The sequence below is a fragment of the Nocardia sp. NBC_00881 genome (assembly GCF_045207455.1).
Lineage (GTDB): Bacteria > Actinomycetota > Actinomycetes > Mycobacteriales > Mycobacteriaceae > Nocardia.
This window is the reverse complement of sequence record NZ_CP108798.1, coordinates 4,148,871-4,173,052: the sequence shown is the minus strand read 5'-3', so window position 1 is coordinate 4,173,052 and position 24,182 is coordinate 4,148,871. Positions and strand designations below refer to the sequence as shown.

Below are 24,182 nucleotides of genomic sequence, written 5' to 3'. Positions count from 1 at the left end.
ACCGGGAGCGGACAATCCCGGTATGGCATACGACGAGGAACTGGCCGAGCGGATCCGCGAACTGATCGTGCCCGGTCCCGAGTTCACCGAGCAGAAGATGTTCGGCGGCCTGGCATTCCTGATCAGTGGGAACATGGCGGTGGCGGCCAGCGGCAAAGGGGGCTTGATGGTCCGTGTCGACCCGGACGAGGGAGAGCGGCTGGTCGGCGACTCGGTCGAGCCCATGGTCATGGGGGGTCGCGAGATGGTCGGCTGGCTCCGGGTCGCCCCGGAGGCGGCCGACGACGACGAGGTGCTGCGGGAGTGGGTCGAGCGCGGCGTCGCCTACGCTCGGACCCTCCCGCCCAAGAGGAAGTAGCCCGGATCAGGGCCGGACCTGGCGGCGGAAGGTCACCCGGTCGAACTCGCGGCCGTACTCGTCCACCGCGACCACGTCCATCTCGCTGGCGAAGATGCCGGGGCGGACATCGACACGCAGGAACGAGTAGTTCCGGAACCGAACTCGTGACCATGGTGCGGCCTCCTCTTGCTTGCCGCCGCCGGGCGTCCAGACGTAACTGTTCGGCACCGTGGTGTCCGGTAGCTCGTTGCCGCGGAAGGACTCTTGCGAATCCGGCTGGAAGTCGTAGCGGGGACGCCCGCCCCCGCCGACGGTGTAGTAGACGGTGCCGTCGGTCTCCGGATAGACGATCGCGTTGTCGCCCGCGACCTTCGTCGCGCTGCCGCCGCGGATCGGATCGGTGCGCTCGTAGACGTGGTTGTGACCTTGCAGCACCAAGTCGACCTGGTAGCGGTCGAACAGCTCGACCCAGGCGTCGCGCACACCGCCGTCGCTGGCGTGCGCTTCGGTGGTCGAGTACGCGCAGTGATGGAAGAAGCAGACGATGAAATCGATGTCGCGGTCGGCGCGGTAGGCGGCTAGCGCGCGCTGCGCCCAACTGGTCTGCGCGCCATCGGAGTAGCCGGAGTTGGCACGGATCTCATAGGAGACGTCGTTGGCGTCCAGCGAGAGCACCGCGACGTTGCCGTAGGTGAACGAGTACGCCGAGGGACAGCCCGCCGGGCCGTTGCCGGGAAAGTCGAGCCGCGCCAGATGTCCTCCGTAGCCGAGTGCTCCGTAGGTCGCCTCCATGTCGTGGTTGCCGGTGGTGAACAGCCACGGCGTCTGCGCGGCGCTGACCTCGATGGCGCCGAAGTAGACATCCCATACGTAGGGGTTGTACTTGTCGAACCCGCTCGCCGGTCGCGCTCCGTGCGCGACGAATTGACCCGGCTTCCCCGCGCCGGAGGGGTCGGCGTAGGCGATGTCGCCGGCCAGGATGTGGAAATCCGGTCGGGCCGCGGCGATCTGGCGCAGCACATTGCTCGCATGCGGTGCGGCCGGATCGTTGTCGGCCTTGTAGTACTTGTCGTCGTAGTCGCCAGGCGCGACGCCGTCCGGCAGCGCCGGAGTACCGTCGGTGCCCTGGTCACCCATCATGGTGAAGCGGAACGGCAGGACCCCCGCTCGTCCGGTCGGCATCGCGGGCGCGGCGGTGCGGATGTCGCCGACGAACCCGTCGGAGGTCCGCCAGCGGTAGAAGTGCGGTACCCGGCCGGGTAGGCCGTCCACCGGAGCGTGGACATAGAACTGTTCCGTGGCGAGGACCCCGCCGTCGGCGGTGGGCACCTGGGTGAGCAGATCGCGCACTTCGGCCTCGACCGTCGCGCCCAGCGCCGGCGTGGGGCCGTGGTCGAGATACACCGTGGCGCCCGCCGGGCGCCGCGACAGCTGGCCCGCGAAGCGCAGCTGGCTCGCGGCATCGGACCCGTATCCGACGTGTCGTCCGCCCACCGCGAGTTGGGCTTCCTCGGCATAGGCACGCCGGCCGAACGGCGAGACGCCGACCGTGGCGACGGCCGCGGCCGCCGCGGCGCCACGCAGGATATTGCGCCGGGACACCGGATGGCGGCGCAGGTAGGCGCGGTGCCATTCGTGTTGTTCCGGCATGGTCATATCGGCGGCGAGACGGCCAGGAATTCCGGTATCCGGAATGTCGCCTGCTGGATTCAGCGGAGTGGACGGCATACCGCTGATGTTGTACGGACCGGGCAGTCTGGGCAACTCGGCATCGCACCGTGTGCGGGAACAATGGATGAACGGTGTCCGCACACGTTTACGATCGCGGGCACGATCCGGACAATTCGCACAAATAGAGCGAATTGGCAGGTGCTGGGTCAATTTCTCGCTCGCATAACGGGTCCGGTGCGGCGCCGCCGTGGCTAGGCTGCCGTGATGGCGACCTTCACCCGTACCGCGTTCGCGGCGGTCGTGCTCGTCGGCGCACTGGCGGGGGTGGCGACCGCGCACGCGACGCCCGGCACCGACATCACCGCGGTCACCCTCGGTCAGGCGCAGATTCCCGCCGGACTGCTGCCCTTTGTCGCGGGCACCGATGTCGTGGTCCGTGAAATCACCATCGGCCCCGGCGGTTCCACCGGCTGGCACTACCACGACGGCCCCGTCTTCGGCTTCGTCCGCGCGGGCACGCTCACCCATCCTGGGCCCGATTGCGACGCTCCCATCTACCGTATGGGCGATTTCATCTACGAGCCCGCCGGCGAATGGAACATCCACATCGGCCGCAACCTCGGCACCGAACCACTGATTCTCGACGTGGTCTACGCCCCGCCCATCGGCAAGCCGCTGTTCGTGGATGCCCCGGCGCCGTCCTGCGCTTAGTCGACGTCGCGCCCGACCCGCCGCCGTCGGAGCGCGGCTCGAGGAAGAGGTCGGTCGGTGCCCTACGGGCTGCGGCCCGGTGCCAGTAGGGAGCGGGTTCAGCGCTGCTTCGCCTTCGGCGGCCAGTTCGCGCATGCCGGTCTTGGTCGCAGCTCGGATAGTCCGCGGTGCAACCAGTCCTCGATGATGCGAAATGCCCTAGATCGGCGATATCATTGTGGACGTATCGGATGCATCACGATGGAGGCGATTTAGATGCGCACAACGATCGACCTCACTGACGATTGGGCCGAGGCGGCGAAGGTGCTCGGCACCACTGGCAAGACGGAGACGGTCAACCGAGCGTTGCAACACGTGTTGGCCGAGCGTCGGCGGGCGCAAGCTGTCGAAACCCTGCGGTCGGTGCGGCTGGATCTGGATTCGGACACGATGCGCGGGGCATGGGAGTGACCGAACAGCCGGTGTTCCTGGCCGACAAGAGCGCTCACGCCCAGCGCTACACCTCTGATGAGGCCGCCCGCCGGCTTGATGAGGAGATCGCGGCCGGGCGACTCGCGGTGTGCGAGATCATCGTCCTCGAGTTGCTGTACTCGGCACGGAACAGTTCCGACTATCTGCGCGTGGACACGGCGCTCGAGGCGCTGCCGTGGATCGCGACTGACAACGCCGCCATGCGGCGCGCTCTCGACATTCAGCGCCAGCTCGCGCAGCGCGGTCAGCACCGCAGGCCGCTGCCTGACCTGATCATCGCGGCGACCGCGGAACTGGCCGGCCTCACCGTGCTGCACTACGACCACGATTTCGACATCATCGCCGACCTGACCGGTCAGCCCACCGAGTGGATAGTGCCTCGCGGCACCGGCGGCTGAACCAGCCTCCGAGACGGCATCGGACGTAGACGAAGGAGACCATCATGCCGGTCGAGCAGACCGCGGCACCGGAGAGTACTGCACTGCGGGTGGCACTGTGGCGGGCTTTGCACGTCCAGGTCGACCCACCCCCGCACGTGCTCGACGACGAGGTCGGCTTGCGGCTTGCGGCTCCCGGGTACGACTGGCGCGAACGTCCCGACATGGACCTGCGGACCACCAGCCGTTCGAGGGCCACGGTCGTCGCCCGTGCCCGCTTCATCGAAGATCTCGTCGTGCGGCAGGCGGCCCGCGGCGTCGACCAGTACGTCATCCTCGGGGCAGGTTTGGACACCTTCGCCCAGCGGCGACCGGAAGTCGCCGCGCAATTGACGGTTTTCGAGGTCGATCAGCCCGGACCGCAGGAATGGAAGCGCCAACGCCTGCTCGAGCTCGGCTACGGACTCCCGGAGTGGCTGCGACTGGTGCCGGTGGACTTCGAGACCGGATGGTGGGACCGATTGGTCGAGGCGGGGTTCGATCCGGAACGACCCGCGGTGGTGGTCTCCACCGGCGTCTCCATGTATCTGACGAAAGACGCGACCGCCGGGACCCTACGCCACCTCGCCGCGCTGGCACCGGGCACCACGCTGGCCATGACGTTCATCGTGCCATTCGAGCTCGTCGAACCGGACGAGCGGCCCCAACGCGAGCGGACCGAGGACGCCGCGCGCGCAGCGGGCACGCCGTTCATCAGCTTCTTCACCCCGTCGGAGATCGCTGCCTCGGCCCGGCAAGCTGGTTTCGCCGCCACCGAGCACGTGTCGGCGGCCGCCCTCACCCGGCGCTACTTCGCCGACCGCGCCGATGGCCTGCGCCCCTCGTCTTCGGAGGAGCTGCTCGTGGCGACCACCTAGGGTTGTCGACAGTGGACTTCCGAGTGTCGGTGCGGAACGGTTGGCGGATGGGGCTGGAAAATATCTCGAAAAAGTTCGAGAGTTATGTCGAATGGGTGTGGGTGGCTCCGACCAAGGGGTGACAGCAGGTCGTACACGACAAGGAGCACATCATGTCGGTCAATACTTTCTTCTGGTTCGAGAATGGTGCCGAGGAAGCCGCCAACTTCTACGCCTCGGTGATTCCGAATTCGCGGGTGGTCGATATCTCGCGCAACTCCGATGACTCGGCGTTCATCGTCTCGCTCGACCTGGACGGCCAGGCGATCACGATCATGAACGGCGGGCCGGACCATCCGCTCACCGACGCGGCGTCGTTGCAGGTCGTCGTGGACACCCAGGACGAGGTCGATCGCTTGTGGGATGCCCTCACCGAAGGGGGTCTGCCGGGGCCTTGCGGTTGGCTCACCGACCGCTACGGCTTGTTCTGGCAGGTGGTGCCCTCCGCGCTGCTGGAGCTGATGAGCGGTGACGATCCCGCCAAGACCATGGCCGTCGGCACCGCCCTGCGCTCGATGTCCAAGCTCGACGTCAAGGTCCTCCGGGACGCTTACGACAACGCCTGACATGCCGGAAGACCCGCCCTCCGTTCGGGTGGGTCTTCCAGTGGGCGACAGCGTCGTCGATGACAGCGTTCCGCCGTCACCTCGTCGACGAACGCGGACTTGTCCAGCCGTGCCCGACTCCGACGCCACCCATATTCGAAGCGTCTCAGTATTTCGCCATCAGGTAGGAGCCGACGATGATCATGGCGCACGCGGCGACTCGTCGGGAATTGATGCGACGCCGTGGGAATCCCATCACTCCGTAGTGGTCCATCGCTGCCGCGAGAAACATCTGACCGGCGATGATCAAGGCATTGAACGTGCCGACTCCGACGCTGGAAGCGACGGTGATCATCGCGAAGATCGCCGCGCCACCGGTGAGGCCGCCGACGGGCGCCCATGTGGGCATAGCCGCGAGGTCGGCGCGGGTCGGCCACTCCCGACGGCGCGAAATGATAAGCCAGACAACGAGAATCACGCCGACGCCGGTGAGGGCGACGGCATAGGAGATCACCCCGCACAGCCACACGTTCTTCAGTGCCAGCTTCAGTGTGTTCTGGCACCCGGCCTCCACGGACCGCAACGCGCCGCCGACCAGCATGAACACGAAGATCAGGACCATCGCCCAGCGCGGCAGCGTCATGCGTGTCTCGGTTGTGGTGGTCGTCGTCATCGGGTAACCCTTTCGGCCGGCTCAGCGGTGCGGGGGGCGGGTTCTTGCTTTGTCGAGTCGCTGGCCATCAGGTAAACCGCTGCCGTGATCAAACCGGCGGCCAACAGGCGGGGCGGAGTCATCTCTCTGGCGGCGAATCCCATCAGGCCTAGGTCATCCATCACCAGCGCGACCAGCATTTCGCTCACGATGACGACCGCGTTGAAGGTCGCCACGCCGACGTACTTGGCGACGGTGATCATGCCGACCACCGCCACGCCGCCGATCAGGCCGCCGAACGGTGCCCACCACGGCATGTGCCGCACATCGTCGAGGGTCGGTAGCGGCGAGTCCGAGACCAACCGCGACACCGCCAGGAAAATCAAAAACCCGGCCAGTGCAACGGCATACGAGAACACCGCGCACAGCCACGTGTTCCGCACATAGATCTTCTGTGTGTTCTGGCACCCGACCTCGATGGACCGCAGCCCACCGGACACGAGGATGAACAGAAATACAAGCCCAAGGCTGACGACGGCCACGACGAGACACGTCCTTCGGTTCAGGGGGTAAACGCCATCACGAACCAGCGATGCGGCTCGACCGGACCCTCTGGAGGAGGAACCATATCTCCGTCTGCTAGCGACACCACTTGTCGCGACCTGTGCAACGTACCGTTAAATAACGGCACCGTCAATAGCGGCAGATAATTCCGTACTGGGTTCGTCGTCGGCGAATCCCGTTGCCGGGCAGTGCTTCACCTATTCGTCAACGCCAGCGCTCCGGTGTCACCGGCGCATCCCAGGCACGGGCGTAGCGGCGCTTGTCCGGCGCGTCGAACTCCTTGCTGCGGTAGACCACATAGGGCCGTACCAGATAGCCGACTGGGGCGCTGAACATGTGCACCAACCGGGTATAGGGCCAGAAGCCGATCAACGTGAGAACGATCAGGCCGTGCGCCTGGAAGGTCCAGGGGGTGTCCACCATGAGCTCGGGTTCGGGGGCGAGCGTGAACAGGCTGCGGAACCAGGGGGAGACCGTCTCGCGGTAGTTGTAGGTGCCCCAGAACAGGTTGCTGCCCCAGGTGTTCAGCAGGCCGGTGATCAGCGCCGCGGCCAGCAGGACGTACATCAGGCGGTCGTTGCCGGTGGTGGCCTTGCGGACGGCGGGAACGGTGATTCGCCGGTAGACCAGGATGGCGACGCCCGAGAGCACGGCGAGGCCGGCCACCGAGCCCGCCGAGACGGCGATCAGGTGGTAAGCGTGCTCGGAGATGCCGACCGCGGCGGTCCACGACTCCGGGATCAGCACGCCGAGCACGTGTCCACCGATCACGCCGAGCATGCCGAAGTGGAACAGCGGGCTACCCAGGCGCAGCAGGCGGCCTTCGTAGATCTGTGAGGAGCGGGTGGTCCAGCCGAACTGATCGTTGCGGTAGCGCCACAGATGGCCGAGTACGAACGAGGTGAACGCGATATACGGCAGGATCAGCCACAGCGCGGTCGGCAGATGCGGCGTTGCGTTCATCGTCGGCCTTCCGATCCGTCGAACAGGGCGGGGTCCATCGCGAAGGGTTCCAACCCGACCTCTTCCTCGGGCGGGCCCTGCGCGGCGAGTTCGGCGATGCGCCGCCGGTCGGCGGTGGTCGGCGGCGGCAATGTCGCCCCGACCGCGGTGAGCACCCCAGCGTATGGAGAGCCGTTGTCGGACAGCGAAAGCCGCAGCAGCTCCAGAACGGGAACGTGCTCGCCGAGCAGCCGCTCACCGCCGATCGGGTCGACGGTGGCGGCGAACTCCAGCAGCACCGGCAGATGGTCGGGCAGCTCTTCGTCGCCGAGTTCGACACCGGCGTGCCGGTAGGCGTGCTTGAACCGCAGCAGCGCCATTCCGCGCTTGCGGGTGTCGCCGTAGGCGTAGAAGGTCAGGTGCAGGCTGGCGCGGCGGCGCATGTCGAAGGTCTCGACGTAGGAGGCCGCCAGCTCCAACGGCGCGGTCACCCGAAGGTAATCGAGGCACCCTCTCAAGTGCTCGCGAATCACATCCGGCAATCCGGTCGCGGCAGTGGTCAACTGGTCGATCATGGCCAGCGTCTGCTCGGTCGGGTAGTCCAGCAGCAGTGCGGCGATCCGCCACACCAGCTGGCGGTCGCGCTGGGCGAGTTGCACCGCGGATTCGGGGCGGCGGCGCAACTTCAGCAAGCTCATCGCCCGGCTCCGCTCGGCGCCGAGGTCGGGTCTCCAGCTACGGCATCATTGCGGTCCGTGCCCGTGGTGTGCCTTCCGTCGGTGTCACCGCCGGCGGAGCCGTTGGCGTGTGCCTTGCTGGTCTTGCCGCGCGCGGAGTCGTCGACGTGCGCTCCGTTATTCGTGCCATTCGCGGCGCCATTGGTCGGCACCAGGCCTTCGGTGCTCTTGCCGTCCCAATTCAGAAGGTTTACCCGCGACGACTTCTCCTGCGGCGCCGCACCGTTGGTGTCGGTGAGGTGGAACTTGTCCACCATCTGGTCGAATGCCGTCATGCCTGGACCGCCGTCGGTATCCAGACTGCACCCGGTGGCGAGCGAATCCAATTCGTGCGCACGAGCTCCCGCGCCGGTGGGGATGATGTAGCGGTGCTCGTACTTGGCGATGGCCAGCAGTCGGTACATTGCCTCGATCTCTTCGGGTTCGAGGCGCACCGACGGCGCGATGGCGGGATCGGGCTCCTCGCCGAGATTCACCGACCGCATGAACGAGCGCATCGCCGCCAGGCGCTGCAGCGCAGCGCGCACCGGCCCGACATCGCCTGCGGTGAACAGTTCGGCCAGGTATTCCACCGGGATGCGCAGCGCGTCGATGGCGCCGAACAGGTTCGACACGTTCTCGCCGTCGTGCCCGGTCCCGGCGAGCACGTCGACCACCGGTGACAGCGGCGGTACATACCAGACCATCGGCATGGTGCGGTACTCCGGGTGCAGCGGCAGCGCGATCTGGTAGTCCACGATCAGCTTGTAGACCGGCGAATCCTGGGCCGCCTGAATCCACTCCGGGGAGATCCCGGCGCGTTCGGCCTGGGCGACCACCCGCGGGTCGTGCGGGTTGAGGAACACCCCGAGCTGCGCCGGATACAGGTCCTTGTCCTCGGTGACCGACGCGGCCTCCGATACGGCGTCAGCGTCGTAAAGCAGCACACCGATGTAGCGGAGCCGCCCGACACAGGTCTCCGAGCACACCGTCGGTATGCCGACTTCCACACGCGGATAGCAGAAAGTGCACTTCTCCGCCTTGCCAGTTTTGTGGTTGAAGTAGATCTTCTTGTACGGGCAGCCCGACACGCACTGCCGCCAGCCGCGGCACTTGTCCTGGTCCACCAGGACGATGCCGTCTTCGGCGCGCTTGTAGATCGCGCCGGACGGGCACGACGCCGCACACGACGGGTTGAGGCAATGCTCGCAGATGCGTGGCAGGTAGAACATGAAGGTCTCTTCGAACTCCAGCTTCACCTGGTCGGACAGCTTCGCCAGCAGTGGATCCTTACCGACCTGCTCGGGACCGGAGCCCAGGTCGTCGTCCCAGTTCGCGCCCCAGGTGATACTCGTATCCGCCCCGGTGATCAGCGATTTGGGGCGGGCGACGGGTGTGGTGTCCATCGGCGGCGAGGACAGCAGGTTGTCATAGTCGTAGCTCCACGGCTCGTAATAGTCGTCCACCGTGGGCAGGTCCGGATTGGCGAATATATTGAGCAGCCGCTTGATCCGAGAGCCGGACTTCAGAGTGAGCTTGCCGCGCTTGTTCAGCGTCCAGCCGCCCTTCCACTTCTCCTGATCCTGGTACCGGCGCGGATATCCCTGTCCGGGGCGAGTTTCCACATTGTTGAACCAGACGTACTCGGTTCCGCCGCGGTTGGTCCACGCCTGCTTGCAGGTGACGCTGCAAGTGTGGCAGCCGATACACTTGTCCAGGTTCATCACCATGGCCAGCTGTGCCATGACTCGCATGTCAGTACTCCACTTTCTGCGAGCGTTCACGGACGCAGTGTGGTGGCCTCGTCGGGCTCATGTCAGTACTCCACTTTCTGCGAGCGTTCACGGACGCAGTGTGGTGGCCTCGTCGGGCTCATGTCAGTACTCCACTTTCTGCGAGCGTTTGCGGATCGTGGTGACCTCGTCGCGCTGATTTCCGGTGGGGCCGTGGTAGTTCAGCGCGAAGGATTGCTGCGCGTAGCCGCCGATGAGATGCGAGGGTTTGATCATGATGCGGGTGAGCGCGTTGTGGATGCCGCCGCGTTTGCCGCGGCCCTTGGTGTCCTCGCCGATGCCTTCGATGCGCGGCACGTCCACCGCCCGGTCTTGGGCGTGGTACATGAACACTGTGCCCTCCGGCATCCGATGGCTGACGATGGCGCGGGCCACCACGATGCCGTTGCGGTTGATCGCCTCGATCCAATCGTTGTCGGCGACACCGATCTTCGCGGCATCCCGGTCGGACATCCAGATCGTCTGTCCGCCGCGGGAGAGCGTCAGCATGTGCAGGTTGTCCTGGTAGGCGGAGTGGATCGACCATTTCGAGTGCGGTGTCAGGTAGCGCACGGTGACGCCCCGGTCGTCGACCGCGCCGATGGACGGCTCGCGGAACAACGCCGTCATGTCCAGCGGAGGGCGGAAGATCGGCAGCTGTTCGCCGAGTTCGATCATCCAGTCGTGGTCGAGGTAGAAGTGCTGCCGCCCGGTCAGTGTGTGCCACGGCTTGAGGCGTTCGGTGTTGATGGTGAACGGCGAGTACCTGCGCCCGCCGGTTTCGCTGCCCGACCACTCCGGCGAGGTGATCACCGGCACTGGGCGAGCTTGGGTGTCGGCGAACGAGATTCGCTTGCCCTCGTGCTCGGCCGCCAAGTCGGCCAGCTCGGTGCCGGTGCGGCGCTCCAGCGCGTGGAAGCCCTCCACAGCGAGTCGGCCGTTGGTGGTACCCGAGAGCGCGAGAATGGTCTCGGCCGCGTGCGTGTCTCTGGCCAGTGACGGACGCCCTTGCGCCACACCGGAAACCACGGTGCCGTTCATTCCGGCGAGGTACTCGACCTCTTGATCGGGATAGGTGGTGACACCCTTTGTGGTGACGCCGAGCGTATCGATCAGCGGCCCGAGCGCGGCCATCTTCTCGGCCAGCTTCGGGTAGTCGCGTTCGACGACCACCAGTTTCGGCATGGTTTTGCCCGGGATCGGTTCGCACTCACCGGTTTTCCAGTCCAGTACCCGGCCACCCGCCTGCGCGGTCGCGTCCGGCGTATCGTGCTGCAGCGGCACGGCCACCAGGTCCTTACGCGTGCCCAGGTGCTTTTCGGCCATCCAGGAGAAGCCACGCGCGATCCGATGGAAGGCGTCGAAGTCGGTCTTCGCCTCCCAAGGCGGCGAGATCGCCGGGGAGAAGGCGTGCACGAACGGGTGCATGTCGGTCGAGGAGAGGTCATGTTTCTCGTACCAGGTGGCCGCGGGTAGCACGATGTCGGAGAACAGCGTGGTGCTGGTCATTCGGAAGTCCAGTGACAGCAGCAGATCCAGCTTTCCGGTGGCGGCGGTCTCGCGCCAGGTCAGCTCCTGCGGCCGTACACCGGTGGCGTCGGTGACCTGCAGGTTGGAATCGGCGCCGAGCAGGTGGCGCTGGAAGTACTCGTTACCCTTGCCGGAGGAGCCGAGCAGGTTTGCCCGCCACACGGTTAGGCAGCGCGGGAAGTTCTCCGGCGCGTCCGGGTCCTCGCAGGCGAACCGCAGATCTCCGGACTTCAGCCCGTCCACCACGTGTTCCGGCGCCGTCTTGCCCGCGGCCTCGGCCTCATCCACGAGGTCGAGGGGATTGCGGTCGAAGGTCGGGTAGCTCGGCATCCAGCCGAGCCGGGTCGCCAGGGCGATGTTGTCGGCTGCGGTGCGACCGGCGAACGTCCCCGCGCCCAGCGGTGAGGCGAACGACTCCGCGGTGAACGGGTCGTAGCGCCACTGATCATTGGTCAGATACCAGAACACCGTGCCTTGCATCTGCCGCGGCGGACGCTGCCAGTCCAACCCGAAGGCCAGCGTGGACCACCCGGTGACCGGTCGGCACTTCTCCTGGCCGACGTAGTGCGCCCAGCCGCCGCCGTTCACGCCTTGGCAGCCGGTCAGCAGGGTAAGGGTGAAGAACGCGCGGTAGATCTGGTCGGAATGGAACCAGTGGTTGGTGCCCGCGCCCATCAGGATCATCGACCGGCCGCCGGAGCGATCAGCGTTGTCGGCGAACTCCCGCGCGATGCGCTCGGCCTGCGCGGCGGGCACGCCGGTGATGGTCTCCTGCCAGGCCGGGGTGTAGGGCTCGGCTGGATCGTCGTAGCCGGCCGGCCAGGAGCCCGGCACACCGTCGCGGCTGACACCGTACTGGGCGAGCAGCAGATCGAAGACCGTTGTCACCCGTTTGCCCGCGACGGTCTTCATAGGCACGCCGCGGGTGAGCACGCCGGGCGCGTCGCTGTCGAATCGGGGAATCCGCACGGCCGCAGCATCATCGGTGCGGCCGTACAGAGTCAGCAGGGGATCGACATCCCCGAGCTCGAGGTTCCAGCGTCCGGTGCCTGCCTCGCCGAATCGGTACCCGAGCGACCCGTTGGGCACCACCGGTCGCGCCTGCGCGTCCAGCAGCACCGTCTGGAACTCGACCCCTTCACCGACCTGACCGAGATCGGCGGCGGTGAGGAACTTGCCAGGCACGAACGCGCCGTCGCGCTCGTCCAGGGTGATCAGGAACGGCAGGTCGGTGTAGCGCTTGACGTAGTCGAGGAAGCGCGAGGTCTTCTTCTCGACGAAGAATTCCTTCAGCACCACGTGTCCCATCGCCATGGCCAATGCCGCATCGGTGCCCGGACGGGCGGGGACCCACTCGTCGGCGAACTTGGTGTTGTCCGCGTAGTCGGGAGAGACTACGACGACCTTCTGGCCGCGGTAGCGGGCCTCGGTCATGTAATGCGCGTCCGGTGTCCTGGTCACCGGCACGTTCGAGCCCCACATGATGAGGTAGCCCGCGTCGAACCAGTCCGCGGACTCGGGCACATCGGTCTGGTCGCCGAACACCTGCGGCGAGGCCACCGGCAGGTCGGCGTACCAGTCGTAGAACGACAGCATCGATCCGCCGAGCAGCGAGATGAACCGGGCGCCGACGGCATGGCTGACCATCGACATCGCTGGAATCGGGGAGAACCCGGCCACTCGGTCGGGTCCGTACTGCTTGATCGTGTAAACGTGTGCGGCCGCGGCGATTTCGGCTGCCTCCCACCACTCGGCGCGCACGAATCCGCCTTTGCCGCGGGCGGCCTTGTAGCTGCGCGCCTTCTCCGGGTCTTCGACGATCTCGCCCCAGGCGAGCACCGGGTCCTTCAATCGGGTCTTGGCTTCCCGGTACAGCTCGAGTAGCACGCCGCGCATGTAGGGGTAGCGCACCCGGGCCGGTGAGTAGGTGTACCAGGAGAAGGAGGCGCCACGCGGGCAGCCGCGCGGCTCGTACTCGGGTTTGTCGGCCCCGACCGACGGATAGTCGGTCTGCTGCGACTCCCAGGTGATCACGCCGTCTTTGACGTAGATCTTCCACGAGCACGATCCCGTGCAGTTCACGCCGTGCGTGGAGCGCACAACCTTGTCGTGCGACCACCGGTCCCGGTAGAACTCGTCGGCGCTGCGGCCACCGACCTTGTGCAGCGTGCGATGGTCGGAGGACACCTCGCCGCGGTGGAAGTATTTTCCCAGCCGAAGAAGCGCGTCCCCGGTGTCCGTGGCCGGGGCGGAGGGCACACGATCCTGGCTACGCGAATTAACCACGACGTCCCCTTCGAGCTGTGAAATCGGTGTGATGTTCCGACTGTAAGGAGCGGAGTACGGCGGACCAAACGACTCTCTCACAGCCCATTTACGGCGGACGTGAGTTGTGAGAATGCCGAAACGTGGTGGTCATGGTCGTGCAGCGCGTTCGAGGTGTCGGGCGCGACCCGAACAGGGGAGATGTGCTATGACCTGGTGGAAGGAGTGCCCAGCGGCTGGGTTCGCGCGAGTCTCGGTGATGCTTTGGAAACGACTGGTTCTCCGGCGCTTTACATTTGTTAACACAACCGGGCGGGCTCACGGAGATGTTCGGCGCACTCGTTTCCGGGCGCTTCGGTGTCTACTTTACGGCCGCGTTTCGGCGAACGGAAAGCAATTCGCTGCGAATTTGCGTGATATTGGGAAATTGTGTAAGTCATCGAGGTGATCTCAGCAAGGTTTGGCGGTTGATTTAGCCGACGCGATGGTATGCCCCGGTTCGGGTCGGTCGTGATGTGCTGCGGACATAAAATGCTTGTCGGGATCCGCGACCGGTCCACCGTGCTTACCTTTCGTTAAGGATTCCTTAAGGAAGATCGGCAAGGGTGATCGTGAAACCAGCGGTCCATCTTTGGATTCCACACGGACTCGGACTCTGACGCCGAACAGGCGCCCGCTTTCTACTGCGACAGTAATCTTCGATTTCGAACAGGAGCCTTGATGATCGCAACTCGCCTGTTTCGCCGCGGGCTTCCCGCGCTCGTTCTGGCCGATACCGCCGGTCTGGCGGGGGCTCCCACTATCGCGGCGCAACCCCCGCCGTGTCAGGAACCTGCGATGTCAACAGGTGAGCCCCGGTACGCCCCATGGCATCTACGGATGTCGGCCGGATTCATCGATCTTCTGGTGGTTGTGGCGCTCTTGGCGCTGGCAACGTATATCGACTGGAACATGTTGTACGACCCCATGAACACGGAGGGCTTCGCGGTGGATTTCGCGGAGAATCTCGAGATCCTGATCTACGGCGAGGCGATTGAGAACATCCCGTGGGGGACCAGTGTCAACGGGGTGGCGCCCATTTATCCGGGGGACGTGGCTCTGTGGTTGTACGTGCTCATGCTGGTCACTGTCATGATCCTGAGTGCGGTGAACACCGTAGTCGTGCAGGGACGGACGGGGCGAAGTCTCGGCAAGCTCGTGACGGGCCTGCGTGTGGTGGACCCGCGTACACACCGCCCGGTGGGTGCCGGCCGGAGTTTCCTTCGGCAGCTCGCCCACATCGCTGACACACTCCCCGGCTGTCTCGGGTTCCTGTGGCCGCTGTTCGATACGCGGCGACGCACAGTCGCGGACATGCTTGCGAACACGATCGTGGTGCGCGGTCGGGAACCGGTCGCCGCACAGACCGGGCAGCAGTCGCGGCGCGGCCTGGCGCCCTGGTTCATCACCGCGCTCTGCACGGTATCGGCGTACACGCTGATCACGATTGAGGCGTGGCTACATCGTATGTGACGTCGTCTGTCGGCGACTCGAGACATTTCCAGGACCTTTCGATCGGCCGGGGGTAGTCGGTGTTGGTGGTCCTCTGCCCATTCGGTACGGCAACGGCAGGTGCCTGGGTGGCTTGCCGGAGGATCCGATCCGGGCGGGCTGCGTCCAGTCCAAGGAGATTTTCGGAGGAGGCGAAGCCGATGCGGTCGGTACTGAGCTCAGCTGACCGTCGGCGGCGGGTACTGCGCTGGTCTCGGCTGGTTATGGACGCTGCGGCTGTCCTCGCGCTGACGGCAGTGGTCGTGCTGACGCAGGCACGGCTGTACAGCGCGGAACCGGGACCTACCGACGTGGTGGCGCAGCTGCGGTTCCTCGGGCAGGAGCTGCGCTCGGGTGCGGGTGAGCGGATGCAGCGATACTTTCCCGAAGGGTATTTCTTCTCCCATGTTCTCTATGGCCTGGCGTGGACGGAGGTTGCGCGGGCCGAGCCGTCGTACCGGCAACGCGCGCTCGAACAGTCCCGATGGGCGCTCGTGCAGCTCGAATCAACTTCCGGTACAGCGGTTTTCGATTCAAATCTGCGTCCGCGATATGGAGTGTTCTACGCGGGGTGGTCGAGCAGGTTGCGAGGCGCGGTGGTCGAACTGGCCGGGCCCGCCGCTCCGGAGGCAGCGCGGCTCGGCGCGGACTGTGCCGAGCTTGCGGCGTCGTTCGAGGCGGACGGGCCGTTCCTGCCTGCGTATCCGAGGCAGGCGTGGCCGGTGGACAGCGTGGTGGCGGTGGCCGCGCTGCGGATGCACGATCGAGTGCTCGAGCCGCGGTTCGGGGCGGTGGTCGAGCACTGGACGGCGGCGGCGCGGGCACGACTCGACCCGGCCACCGGGTTGCTTCCACACCGTGTACTGCCGGTGGTGGAGGGAGCGCGGGGATCCTCCCAGTCGCTCATCCAACGCTTCCTGCCGGAAGTCGACAAGGACTGGGCAGGTGAGCAGTACCGGCTGTTCCGTTCGACATTCGCAGCCCGACCGCTCGGGCTGCCCGCCGTGCGGGAGTATCCGCACGGGGGCGACGGGGAGGGGGATGTCGACTCCGGCCCGCTGCTGTTCGGGGCGAGCTTGTCCGCGTCGGTAGTGGCGCTCGGTGCCGCGCGCGTCCACGGCGACCGCTCGCTGGCCGGTCCGCTCACCGGTCTGGGTGAGGCACTCGGGGTGCCCGTGTCCGTAGGTTCGGGCAAGCGGTACGGATTCGGGATGTTTCCGGTCGGCGATGCCTTTCTGGCCTGGTCTTACGCTGCTCCGCAGGCACCGGACGGCACGTTCGGCGCAGTGGTGGGGTGGTGGTGGCGGTTGCCGTGGCATGCGCTCGGGCTTGCCGTGCTCGGGTTGCTGTGGTTGCCGGTGCTGCACCGCCATCGGCGATGGGATCGAACCCGAAGGGGCCGCCGGGCAATTGGCCCGGGTGTTGGGGAACAAACCGGGGAACAGGACGACACGAAACCCTACTGAACAGCTGACAGGCGCGAGCGCGAATAGCCGCTGATCCGGCGGCGACCTGCACAATCGGGTTGCCTCGAAGCGCTGCCGGAATCCGGTCACGGTGAGGGGAGCACGGCGAAGTGATCCGTCTCGACGGGGGTCGGCCGTTGCTGTCCCCGAAAAGTCCCAGCAGATCCCCTGCTGGCTCCCAGCTGGAGTTCAGCTGCGGACGCGACCGTGGGCGGCGTTCGCTGACGTTCGAGCAGAAGGAAATGATGAGGTCGGTTGCTGGGTTCGGCCGATTGCCCGCCGGCATCGGCCTGGGGCTCGCGGTACTAATGTTCGGATGCGGTGTTGCCCAAGCCGATACGGTGGTGCCGTTGCCCGACGGTAAACAGGATTTCACGACGGCGACGGGTGTGCAGATCGAGCTGAGCCGCACAGGGGAGAGCGCGGTGGTCTCCCCGTCGCTCGCGTACAACGGTCTGTCGCGCACTGCGAGCATGTCAGGCACCGTGTACGCCACGGTCGCCGGCGCGACCGGCGGCACTCTCGTCTCCGGGTATTTGATCGGATGCCAGGCCGATCTGTCCGGTGGAGTGACTGTGGGCGGTGACGTGTACGTGGCCCCGGGTTCGGTTTCACCGGAACTGGCACCCAGCATCAACCTGGTGCCGGGAGGTGTCGCGCAGGTGAAGTTCGACACCAAGCAGATCGATCCTCGAGCCGGTGCCGTCGGCTTCGAGTATCACGATCGAGGTGTCCAGGTCGATGGGTGCGCTGGATATGCGCAGGCTCGTGCATTCACCACACTGACCGTGACCGATCAGCGTGGTTCGGCCGAGGTGACGCTGTACGGCGATCCGTTCAGCATCGGATGAGTTCCCCACGTTCCAATGTCGCAAGGAGATCGGTGATAGTTCGATCGGGAGAGAGGAAACGTGCCGTGCGAGGTCCGCTGTGCACTGCAATGGTGGCGTGTGCCTGCGTGCCCGTCATACTGGTCGGGACCGGTTCGGCGAATGCCGACACACAGGTGGTGCTGCCTGACGGGCACGGCCAGTTCACCACTCGCGATGGGGTGGCCGTCCAGGTCGACCGCAGTGGGGAGCATGTGACGGTCTCTCCGTCGATAGCGTCGAGTCCGCTCTCCCGCAACGTGTGGGTTTCCGGCGTCACCTCGGTGAGTGTCGATGCGCCAGCCGGTGTTACGGTCACCGGGGGCCGCATCCAGACCGGCTATCTGGTCGGCTGCCAGGTCGATCTGGGTTCTGGCGTGCACGACAACGCCAGTGGTGACGCTGCCGACCAGCCGAAAAGCCAGGGACCGGACACATCCGGCGGTGGTGCGCAGGTCGATGGGGGTGGAAACCCATCCAACTCGGGCGGTGCCGGCGGCGGTGGTGGAGGTGGGGGCGGTGGCCTGACAGTGGGAAGCTACGACCTGGGCGCGAGCGCCAACAGCTCGGGGATCACGCCATATGCCGACCCTGATATGTCGCTGCAGCTGAAACCGGGCAAGGTCGCCACCAAGCAGATCGAGACCTACAACTTCAGCGGTAGCTCAGGAACCACGCAGTACGTGGACCACACATTGTCGATCGACGGCTGCGCGGGCTACGCCGAGGCGCGTTCGTATCTGACAATCGTCGTGCAGGACAATGTCATGGACGCTTCGCAAACCCTCTGGGGGCAGCCCTTCAGCATCGGGTAGTCCGCGTTTCGGGCGGGTGCGTGCTAGTTGGCGGGGTCGACGTCGGCGAACGTGTCGACCCAACGGTGTGGGGGCCGTGGGGGATTGGGCTCGCCAGGGCGGGCCAGGCCGACGACCCGCCAGCTCGCGGCGACGGCCGCGTCGAGCTCGTCCGGGTGGTCGGACAGGAACAGGATGCGTCCACCTGGGATGCCGATGGCGTCCGCGATCTTCCCGTAGGAGGACGATTCGCGTTTGCCGCCTGCCGTCGTCAGATCGAAGTATCCGCTGATCAGCTCGGCGAGGCTGCCGCCTCGCGCGAAGGCGAACCAATCCTGTTGGTTGCGAATAGATCCTGAGGAGTAGACGTACAGTGCGAAGCCCGCGGCGCGCCACGCGGTGAGCGCGGGCCGGACATCGGGGAAGAACTCGCCGTGCAGCGCACCGGCGCGGAAGCCTTCCGCACAGATCAGGCCTTGGGCGGTCTTGAGCGGCTCGGCCTTGACGTCCGAGTCGAGCCAGGTGCGCAGGATCTCGGCGATCTCGGCAGGATCGGCGTCCGTCCGCCGGGTCAGTTCCCTGGTCGCGGCGAGCACGGGCTCCGCTGCCGCAGCGGTGTTTTCGGCCAGCCAATTCGGAAGCCGTTCGCGGGTATAGGCATACAGGTCTTCGCGGACCGAACGGGTGGGGCTGGTGGTGCCCTCGATGTCGACGACGACGGCGCTGATCACGATGCGGTGAGCAGCTCATCGAGGGTGGGAAAGCCCGCGCTGATCTTGTCGCCGGTGAAATCGCCGACCCAGCCGTCCTCCTTCTCGAAGAAGCGGATGGCGATGAAGTCCGGGCGCGCGCCCATGTCGAACCAGTGCAGCGTTCCGGCGGGCACCGAGAGCAGGTCGCCGCCATCGCACACCACGGCAAGCACCTCGTCGTCCAAGTGCAGGTAGAAGCAGCCGCGGCCGGCGGCGAAGAAACGCACCTCGTCCTCGGCGTGCCGGTGCTCATCGAGGAACTTCTCCCGCGCACCCCTGGCGACTTGGGGCCACTGTGGGTCGGCGTCGTCGGGATGGATGCGGGCGATGTCGATGTGCCGGTAGCGCCCCGACTGGTTCAGCTCCGTGACTTCGGCCGCGTACTGGGCGAGCACATCGTCCGAGGAGCGGGACGCGGCGTTCTCGACCACCGGCCAACGGCCGAAAGTGATGCCATGCCTGGCCAATTCGGTGCCGATCAGCTCGTCGTCGGTGGTCCGTAAGCGAACGTCGGCCGCGTTGCCGGCGGCCATCACCTGGAGCAGGGTCATGTCGATCCAATCTCGAGAATATCGTCACGCGAGCCGAACGCGGCTGGGCTACCGGTCCGCGACACCAGCTCGCACAGCGCCTCCAGGCATTCGGCGCGATCACGCGCCTGGGAAAGATTATCGCCCCACGTGGTGATCCCGTGGCCCGCGATGAACAGGACCGGGGGAGTATCGGGGTGGTCGAGAAGATAGCGCTCGATGTCCGTGCCGATGCGCGGCACGTCCGGCCAGTTCGGGAACACAGGGATGTCGATGGTGGCCGGATCGCTGCCCCCGAGCCCCTTGATGAGCTCGTAATCGGTGATCCGAATCGTGGTCACCATGTCGCGAACGGCCGACCGAGTGGCCAGCGCCGTGGCGTACGGCGGGTGGATGTGCACCACGGCTCGAGCCGGGCCGGTCCGATAGACGGCGGTGTGAATCGTGGTCTCCGCCGAGGGTTTACGACCATGGCCGGACACCGCCGTCGAGTCCGCGACGCGGACGGTGACCATGTCGTGCTCGGTCAGTTCGCCCTTGGACAGACCGCTTCCGGTGACGACGGCGGTTTCACCGGTGCGCACGGAGATGTTGCCCGCTGTGCCGGGCATCCAGCCGCGCCGATACAGCTCGCGTGCGATGTCCGCGATCGCCGTGCCGTGCGACGGGTCCGAGCGATGCACCACGCCGCGCTCGGTGACCACCGCCGTCACCAGGTTGCCCGGCGTCACGTCGAAGGCCGGATTGAAGACCTCGGTGTTCGCGGGAGCTGTTGCCACGCCGCCGAATCCGGTCACTTCGGCCGACGCTCGCTCCTCGACCACGATTTCGCGGCCGGTGGTCATATGCGGATCGCGGGTCGACTCCGGGGCGACCACCAGGAACGGGATGCCGTGGTGGCGGGCCGCCAGCGCCAGGGAGTACGTGCCGATCTTGTTGGCGACGTCGCCGTTCACGGTCACGCGGTCGGCGCCGACCAGCACACAATCGACCTGCCCGGTGGCCATCGCCCAGGCGGCGGCGGAGTCGACGGTCAGCCGGTGCGGGATGCCGGCCTCGGCCAGTTCCCAGGTGGTCAGGCGGGCGCCCTGCAGCAGCGGACGGGTCTCGCCGACCAGGACCTGCTCGAGCGCGCCGCGCTCGGACAGCACCCGCAGCGTGCCGATGGCGGTGCCGAATGCGCTGGTGGCGAGTCTGCCGGTGTTGCAGTGGGTCAGTACCCGCAGCGGCCGGTCGGGGCAGAGTTCCCGCACCAGGTCCGCGGCGTTGGTCGCGGCGGCCCGGTTCACTCTGCCGTCTTCGGCCAGCATGTCGAGCGTTTCGGCGAGCACGGCGTCCGCGCCCTTCCCCACCTCGGCCCGTACCCGCTCGACAGCCCAGGCGAGGTTGACCGCGGTGGGCCGGGCCGCCGCGATCCGATTCGCCTCGGCGTGCACCGCCTGCTCGTCGACCACTCCGTCGGCGGTGTGCGCCGCCGTGGCGATGACCACGCCGAACGCGCCCGCGATACCGATCGCGGGCGCGCCGCGAATGGCAAGAACTTTGATGGCGTCGATGACCTGGTCGACCGTGTGCAACCGCAGCTCGCGCGCCTCGTGCGGCAGTCCGCGCTGGTCGATGGTGACGAGCGCACCGTTGTCCCAGATCAGAGAACTGTCGTCCATCAGGCGCATCCTTCATCGCGTCGAGCAGTGTCGTGCCTGGTCAACGGTATCGGACGCTGGTCGCCGGCCGACATTCGCGTCAGGCGGCTCCGGCCGCCTCGGCACGCAGCTTCGCGGCTCGTTCGCGCGGGTCGTAGTTCGGGTCGACCCCCTCGATCAGCAGCAGGTCACCTTCGATGTGGTCGGTGCGCAGCGGCAGGATCGCCTGATAGGCGGGCGAGCGGTACCACTCGCGGGCTTCGGTCATGCTGGGGAAGTCGATCAGCACCATGCTGCCCGGCCAACTGCCCTCCACGACCTCGGTCGGCGGTCCGTGGATGACGAAGCGGCCGCCGAACGGATCGAGGGTGGCCTGGATGCGCTCCAGGTACTCGAGGATATCGGCGTGCGGCGTGCGATCGCGCAGATGGGCGAAGCCATAGGCAGACATTGTCGGCTCCTTCGTTCGGTGCGGCCGCCGGAATGCGGCGCCGAGCCGAACGTAGGCCGCCTCGCTGAGCTGGGCAATTACCTCGCGGGTAAGCCTCGTGCGGAGGCCGGTCGGCGGGTCGCGCAGGGTGTCAGGACGACCGCCGCCGCCGGTCCCGGAGGAGGGGAACCGGCGGCGCGGTGTGGGGCAGATCAGTTAGTAGCGGCGGTCCTGCTCGCCGCGCCGGTCGGGCGTCTCCGACTGGCGCTGGTTGCCGGACCGGCGGCCTTCGGGATTCGCGCTCTCGGGCATGTCCTGCTCCTGGCGCTGTTGTTGCTGCTGCCTCTGCATCTGCTTCGGCATTTTCTTAGGCGCTTTCTTAGACTTTTCAGCCATCTCCACTCGGTCCTTTCCGGGTGATTGATATTCGCCTAACCACAAACACGATAGCCATCAGATATCGCTTCCGGAAGGGGGTCGGAAAAATATGGGCTTTAGCGGCCATAACGTGACATTTTCGCAGGTAGAGAGTCTGTTGCAAGTGGGTTTCGATAAGGAATTCGGTCGTCTGGGCGGCGAATGGGCTATTTCCTTCGATCGTGTCCTGTGGTGTGTCCGGAATCTGGATTCCGTCAAGTCGGGTACATGTTCGGGGCGCCTTGCGCAAGAAGTGCGCGATCGCGCTGATCCTCCCGAACGCTCATGTCGGGACTCGAAACAGGCTGCTGCCACGACGACGCGAACGTCAGCGCGAGTTCCACCTACACGGTGCACCGGTGATCTTCCGTCGATGCTTAGAAAGCCGAGCGCCACAAAATCTTTCGAGAGACGCCGACTGTGCCGGGCGCGCCGCTTCGACCTCAGCCACGCAGGGGCAGAAATTCGACGATCGCGTCGTCGGCGGCATCGACGGGAACGATGACGAGGCCGTCGCGGTCGACCAGCCCACCGAGGTGGGTGGTGCGGATGGTCGGGTCGCCGAGCCAGCCGCCCCCGGCGGCGGCGCGGGCGGGGACGATGCGCGGAACCGAGCCTGCGATCGCGCCCGCGTTGCGCAGCGGACCGCGCAGCGGACGGGCCGGGGATGCGCCGGTCCGGCCCGCGACGATCGCGGGAGCCACGGCCATAAGCGTCGCGACGGCTGCGAACGGGTTACCGGGAAGGCCGAGAACGGTGGTGCCCGAGGAGAGTTGGGCGACGACAGTGGACCCACCGGGGCGCAGGCGCAGGCGCCGCACCAGAATCCGGGCCTCGGCACGGGTCACCGCGGCCCGCAGTTGGTCGGCGGCGCCGCCGCCGGTCGCGCCGACGATCACCAGCAGGTCGCAATCCACTGCGGCGGCGAGGACTTCGTCGAAACCGTGCGGGGTGTCGCGCAGGTGCACGCGGTCGGCGGTGCGGATGCCATACCAGGACAGCAGGTCCGGCAGGATCGGCCCGATCGAGTCCCGTGTCTGGCCCCGCTGCAGCGGACCCTCGCTGCGGATCTCGTCGCCGGTCATGGTGATGCGCGCGCGCACCGGACCGCGCACCGGCGCCGCGGTGACCTCGACGCTCGCTGCCGCGGAGACCAGCGCCGCGGTGACCGGAGTCCCCTCGGGCGCAACGAGATCGCCGAGTTCGCGGTCTTCGCCGCGGCGGCGGATGTCGTCGCGGAGGGGAGTGCCCGGCAGCCGATAAAGAATGTCGTCGGCGACGCGGACGAACTCATCGCGGAGCACACCGGTGGTGCCGTCCGGTACGTGCGCGCCGGTGGCGATCCGCAGCGCCTCGCCGGACAGCAGCCCGACCGGACGCCGTCCGCCTGCGAAGCCGACATCGCGCCGCAGGCGCCACGGCCCGTCGCCAGACACCGCGTAGCCGTCCATCGCGGACACATCGAAGCGAGGCAGCGGCCCGGCCGCCATCAGCGGGCCCGCGAGGGCGGCGCCGCGCACCGACCGTAGGTCGGCCTCGTAGGCGGTGAGCCGGGTGAGTGCGCCGCGCAGGATGTTTCGCGCCTCGTCGAGATCCATGGGTAGCTGCTGGCGCGGCGTTTCGACCGCGGCCCTGGCCTGCCGCACCTGCTCCTCGGTGTCACAGTCGGCGACCCCGGGCAGTGCGATGATCGCCGAGTCGTCCGGAACCAACGCCTTCATCGGCTGATTGATCAGCGAGTCCAGCCGGTCCAATGCGGCCACCAGCGCGGACCTCCGCCACACGCCGATCAGGTACTGCGGACGTCCTGACTCGTCGGCCGCGAACACCGCGTCCGCGCCGGATTCCGTGGCGTGCCTCGCGAGTTCGACGACCGTCTGTCCCGACAGGAACGGCAGATCGGCTGCGAGCACCACCACCAGCGGCGCGGCCGACCCGAGGGCGCGCAGTCCCGCGCCGATCGCCGACACCGGCCCAGACCCCGGTGGCACTTCCCTGACCTGCCTGATCTGGGGGGACAGCTCGGGACGGTGCGGTCCGACCACCACGGTGTGCGTGCAGGAGGCTACGGCGGCCAGCGCCGCCTCGAGCATGGAGCGGCCGCCGATGATGATCGCGGGTTTGTCCACGCCGCCCATCCGGCTGGCCCGGCCGCCCGCGAGCACGATCGCGTCGGCGGCCGTCACACGCCACGACCTCGAGCTAGGTGCACCATGGCGGACATGCTAATTCGTCGTTA

General features: G+C 66.7%; 23 protein-coding genes. 10 read left to right on the top strand and 13 right to left on the bottom strand.

All coding sequences use genetic code 11. The features are described 5' to 3' along the window. Positions 1-22 precede the first annotated feature (22 nt). Complete coding sequence (locus tag OH799_RS17380) at positions 23-358, top strand: TfoX/Sxy family protein (protein ID WP_406281574.1); 336 nt, start codon at positions 23-25, stop codon at positions 356-358. A gap of 6 nt (positions 359-364) precedes the next feature. Here OH799_RS17380 and OH799_RS17375 read toward each other — a convergent pair whose 3' ends face one another. After that, entirely contained in the window at positions 365-2,068 is a 1,704-nt protein-coding gene (locus OH799_RS17375) for a metallophosphoesterase (RefSeq protein WP_406282205.1), read from the bottom strand. 207 nt (positions 2,069-2,275) lie between these two features. On the opposite strand from OH799_RS17375, the gene OH799_RS17370 reads away from it, so the two are divergent. The 5 genes from OH799_RS17370 (at position 2,276) to OH799_RS17350 (ending at position 5,092) form a co-directional block, all read left to right on the top strand. Continuing rightward, complete coding sequence (locus tag OH799_RS17370) at positions 2,276-2,722, top strand: cupin domain-containing protein (RefSeq protein WP_406281572.1); 447 nt, start codon at positions 2,276-2,278, stop codon at positions 2,720-2,722. Between the two features lie 255 nt (positions 2,723-2,977). Next, positions 2,978-3,172: a type II toxin-antitoxin system VapB family antitoxin gene (locus OH799_RS17365; RefSeq protein WP_406281569.1), complete on the top strand. Its 195-nt coding sequence runs from the start codon at positions 2,978-2,980 to the stop codon at positions 3,170-3,172. Continuing rightward, on the top strand, positions 3,163-3,591 hold the full coding sequence (locus OH799_RS17360) for a PIN domain nuclease (protein WP_406281566.1): 429 nt from the start codon (positions 3,163-3,165) through the stop codon (positions 3,589-3,591). Before OH799_RS17365 ends, OH799_RS17360 begins: the two co-directional genes overlap by 10 nt. Positions 3,592-3,635: 44 nt before the next feature. Next, complete coding sequence (locus tag OH799_RS17355) at positions 3,636-4,487, top strand: class I SAM-dependent methyltransferase (protein ID WP_406281563.1); 852 nt, start codon at positions 3,636-3,638, stop codon at positions 4,485-4,487. Between the two features lie 152 nt (positions 4,488-4,639). Further along, entirely contained in the window at positions 4,640-5,092 is a 453-nt protein-coding gene (locus OH799_RS17350; RefSeq protein WP_406281560.1) for a VOC family protein, read from the top strand. 145 nt (positions 5,093-5,237) lie between these two features. Here OH799_RS17350 and OH799_RS17345 read toward each other — a convergent pair whose 3' ends face one another. The 6 genes from OH799_RS17345 to OH799_RS17320 form a co-directional block, all read right to left on the bottom strand. Next, a complete protein-coding gene (locus OH799_RS17345) occupies positions 5,238-5,744 on the bottom strand; it encodes a DMT family transporter (protein WP_406281557.1) in 507 nt (168 codons plus the stop codon). Continuing rightward, complete coding sequence (locus OH799_RS17340; RefSeq protein WP_406281553.1) at positions 5,741-6,265, bottom strand: DMT family transporter; 525 nt, start codon at positions 6,263-6,265, stop codon at positions 5,741-5,743. Before OH799_RS17340 ends, OH799_RS17345 begins: the two co-directional genes overlap by 4 nt. Positions 6,266-6,491: 226 nt before the next feature. Next, positions 6,492-7,250 carry a respiratory nitrate reductase subunit gamma gene (gene narI / locus OH799_RS17335; RefSeq protein ID WP_406281550.1) on the bottom strand — a complete coding sequence of 253 codons (759 nt, stop codon included), beginning with the start codon at positions 7,248-7,250 and terminating at the stop codon, positions 6,492-6,494. Then, positions 7,247-7,927, bottom strand: a complete 681-nt coding sequence (narJ, locus tag OH799_RS17330) for a nitrate reductase molybdenum cofactor assembly chaperone (RefSeq protein WP_406281547.1) — start codon at positions 7,925-7,927, stop codon at positions 7,247-7,249. The genes narI and narJ overlap by 4 nt, the downstream gene beginning before the upstream one ends. Continuing rightward, positions 7,924-9,690, bottom strand: a complete 1,767-nt coding sequence (gene narH / locus OH799_RS17325; RefSeq protein WP_406282202.1) for a nitrate reductase subunit beta — start codon at positions 9,688-9,690, stop codon at positions 7,924-7,926. Before narH ends, narJ begins: the two co-directional genes overlap by 4 nt. Before the next feature lie 132 nt (positions 9,691-9,822). Further along, positions 9,823-13,533 carry a nitrate reductase subunit alpha gene (locus tag OH799_RS17320; protein ID WP_406281544.1) on the bottom strand — a complete coding sequence of 1,237 codons (3,711 nt, stop codon included), beginning with the start codon at positions 13,531-13,533 and terminating at the stop codon, positions 9,823-9,825. Between the two features lie 816 nt (positions 13,534-14,349). On the opposite strand from OH799_RS17320, the gene OH799_RS17315 reads away from it, so the two are divergent. From OH799_RS17315 to OH799_RS17300, 4 genes are all read left to right on the top strand, one after another. Further along, positions 14,350-15,024: an RDD family protein gene (locus OH799_RS17315; protein WP_406281541.1), complete on the top strand. Its 675-nt coding sequence runs from the start codon at positions 14,350-14,352 to the stop codon at positions 15,022-15,024. 179 nt (positions 15,025-15,203) lie between these two features. Continuing rightward, positions 15,204-16,508 (top strand): hypothetical protein, encoded by a 1,305-nt coding sequence (locus OH799_RS17310; protein WP_406281538.1) that lies wholly within the window; start codon positions 15,204-15,206, stop codon positions 16,506-16,508. A gap of 242 nt (positions 16,509-16,750) precedes the next feature. Further along, the gene (locus OH799_RS17305; RefSeq protein ID WP_406281535.1) at positions 16,751-17,359 is read left to right on the top strand and encodes an MspA family porin; all 609 of its coding nucleotides are present in this window, start codon (positions 16,751-16,753) and stop codon (positions 17,357-17,359) included. Between the two features lie 107 nt (positions 17,360-17,466). Then, positions 17,467-18,192, top strand: coding sequence for an MspA family porin (locus tag OH799_RS17300; RefSeq protein ID WP_406281532.1), 726 nt, complete (start codon positions 17,467-17,469; stop codon positions 18,190-18,192). 23 nt (positions 18,193-18,215) lie between these two features. Here OH799_RS17300 and mtnC read toward each other — a convergent pair whose 3' ends face one another. The 6 genes from mtnC to OH799_RS17270 form a co-directional block, all read right to left on the bottom strand. Continuing rightward, positions 18,216-18,902 (bottom strand): acireductone synthase, encoded by a 687-nt coding sequence (gene mtnC / locus OH799_RS17295; RefSeq protein WP_406281529.1) that lies wholly within the window; start codon positions 18,900-18,902, stop codon positions 18,216-18,218. Next, entirely contained in the window at positions 18,899-19,474 is a 576-nt protein-coding gene (locus OH799_RS17290; protein ID WP_406281526.1) for a 1,2-dihydroxy-3-keto-5-methylthiopentene dioxygenase, read from the bottom strand. The genes mtnC and OH799_RS17290 overlap by 4 nt, the downstream gene beginning before the upstream one ends. Beyond that, positions 19,471-21,117: an S-methyl-5-thioribose-1-phosphate isomerase gene (gene mtnA / locus OH799_RS17285; RefSeq protein ID WP_406281523.1), complete on the bottom strand. Its 1,647-nt coding sequence runs from the start codon at positions 21,115-21,117 to the stop codon at positions 19,471-19,473. Before mtnA ends, OH799_RS17290 begins: the two co-directional genes overlap by 4 nt. A gap of 79 nt (positions 21,118-21,196) precedes the next feature. Further along, positions 21,197-21,547 carry a DUF1330 domain-containing protein gene (locus OH799_RS17280; protein ID WP_406281520.1) on the bottom strand — a complete coding sequence of 117 codons (351 nt, stop codon included), beginning with the start codon at positions 21,545-21,547 and terminating at the stop codon, positions 21,197-21,199. A 195-nt stretch (positions 21,548-21,742) separates the two neighbouring features. Beyond that, positions 21,743-21,922, bottom strand: a complete 180-nt coding sequence (locus tag OH799_RS17275; protein WP_406281518.1) for a hypothetical protein — start codon at positions 21,920-21,922, stop codon at positions 21,743-21,745. A gap of 464 nt (positions 21,923-22,386) precedes the next feature. After that, positions 22,387-24,129 carry an NTP transferase domain-containing protein gene (locus OH799_RS17270; protein WP_406281516.1) on the bottom strand — a complete coding sequence of 581 codons (1,743 nt, stop codon included), beginning with the start codon at positions 24,127-24,129 and terminating at the stop codon, positions 22,387-22,389. Positions 24,130-24,182 lie beyond the last annotated feature (53 nt).

What these genes read in the sequence shown, in the direction of transcription:
- OH799_RS17315 (WP_406281541.1), top strand. Translation starts at nt 14,350, where the DNA reads ATGTCAACAGGTGAGCCCCGGTACGCCCCATGGCATCTACGGATGTCG.
- narJ (WP_406281547.1), bottom strand. Translation starts at nt 7,927, where the DNA reads ATGAGCTTGCTGAAGTTGCGCCGCCGCCCCGAATCCGCGGTGCAACTC.
- mtnA (WP_406281523.1), bottom strand. Translation starts at nt 21,117, where the DNA reads ATGGACGACAGTTCTCTGATCTGGGACAACGGTGCGCTCGTCACCATC.
- OH799_RS17350 (WP_406281560.1), top strand. Translation starts at nt 4,640, where the DNA reads ATGTCGGTCAATACTTTCTTCTGGTTCGAGAATGGTGCCGAGGAAGCC.
- narI (WP_406281550.1), bottom strand. Translation starts at nt 7,250, where the DNA reads ATGAACGCAACGCCGCATCTGCCGACCGCGCTGTGGCTGATCCTGCCG.
- OH799_RS17375 (WP_406282205.1), bottom strand. Translation starts at nt 2,068, where the DNA reads ATGCCGTCCACTCCGCTGAATCCAGCAGGCGACATTCCGGATACCGGA.
- OH799_RS17275 (WP_406281518.1), bottom strand. Translation starts at nt 21,922, where the DNA reads ATGGCTGAAAAGTCTAAGAAAGCGCCTAAGAAAATGCCGAAGCAGATG.
- OH799_RS17290 (WP_406281526.1), bottom strand. Translation starts at nt 19,474, where the DNA reads ATGACCCTGCTCCAGGTGATGGCCGCCGGCAACGCGGCCGACGTTCGC.
- OH799_RS17370 (WP_406281572.1), top strand. Translation starts at nt 2,276, where the DNA reads ATGGCGACCTTCACCCGTACCGCGTTCGCGGCGGTCGTGCTCGTCGGC.
- OH799_RS17345 (WP_406281557.1), bottom strand. Translation starts at nt 5,744, where the DNA reads ATGACGACGACCACCACAACCGAGACACGCATGACGCTGCCGCGCTGG.
- OH799_RS17280 (WP_406281520.1), bottom strand. Translation starts at nt 21,547, where the DNA reads ATGTCTGCCTATGGCTTCGCCCATCTGCGCGATCGCACGCCGCACGCC.
- OH799_RS17360 (WP_406281566.1), top strand. Translation starts at nt 3,163, where the DNA reads ATGGGAGTGACCGAACAGCCGGTGTTCCTGGCCGACAAGAGCGCTCAC.
- OH799_RS17380 (WP_406281574.1), top strand. Translation starts at nt 23, where the DNA reads ATGGCATACGACGAGGAACTGGCCGAGCGGATCCGCGAACTGATCGTG.
- OH799_RS17365 (WP_406281569.1), top strand. Translation starts at nt 2,978, where the DNA reads ATGCGCACAACGATCGACCTCACTGACGATTGGGCCGAGGCGGCGAAG.
- narH (WP_406282202.1), bottom strand. Translation starts at nt 9,690, where the DNA reads ATGGCACAGCTGGCCATGGTGATGAACCTGGACAAGTGTATCGGCTGC.
- OH799_RS17310 (WP_406281538.1), top strand. Translation starts at nt 15,204, where the DNA reads ATGCGGTCGGTACTGAGCTCAGCTGACCGTCGGCGGCGGGTACTGCGC.
- OH799_RS17305 (WP_406281535.1), top strand. Translation starts at nt 16,751, where the DNA reads ATGATGAGGTCGGTTGCTGGGTTCGGCCGATTGCCCGCCGGCATCGGC.
- OH799_RS17355 (WP_406281563.1), top strand. Translation starts at nt 3,636, where the DNA reads ATGCCGGTCGAGCAGACCGCGGCACCGGAGAGTACTGCACTGCGGGTG.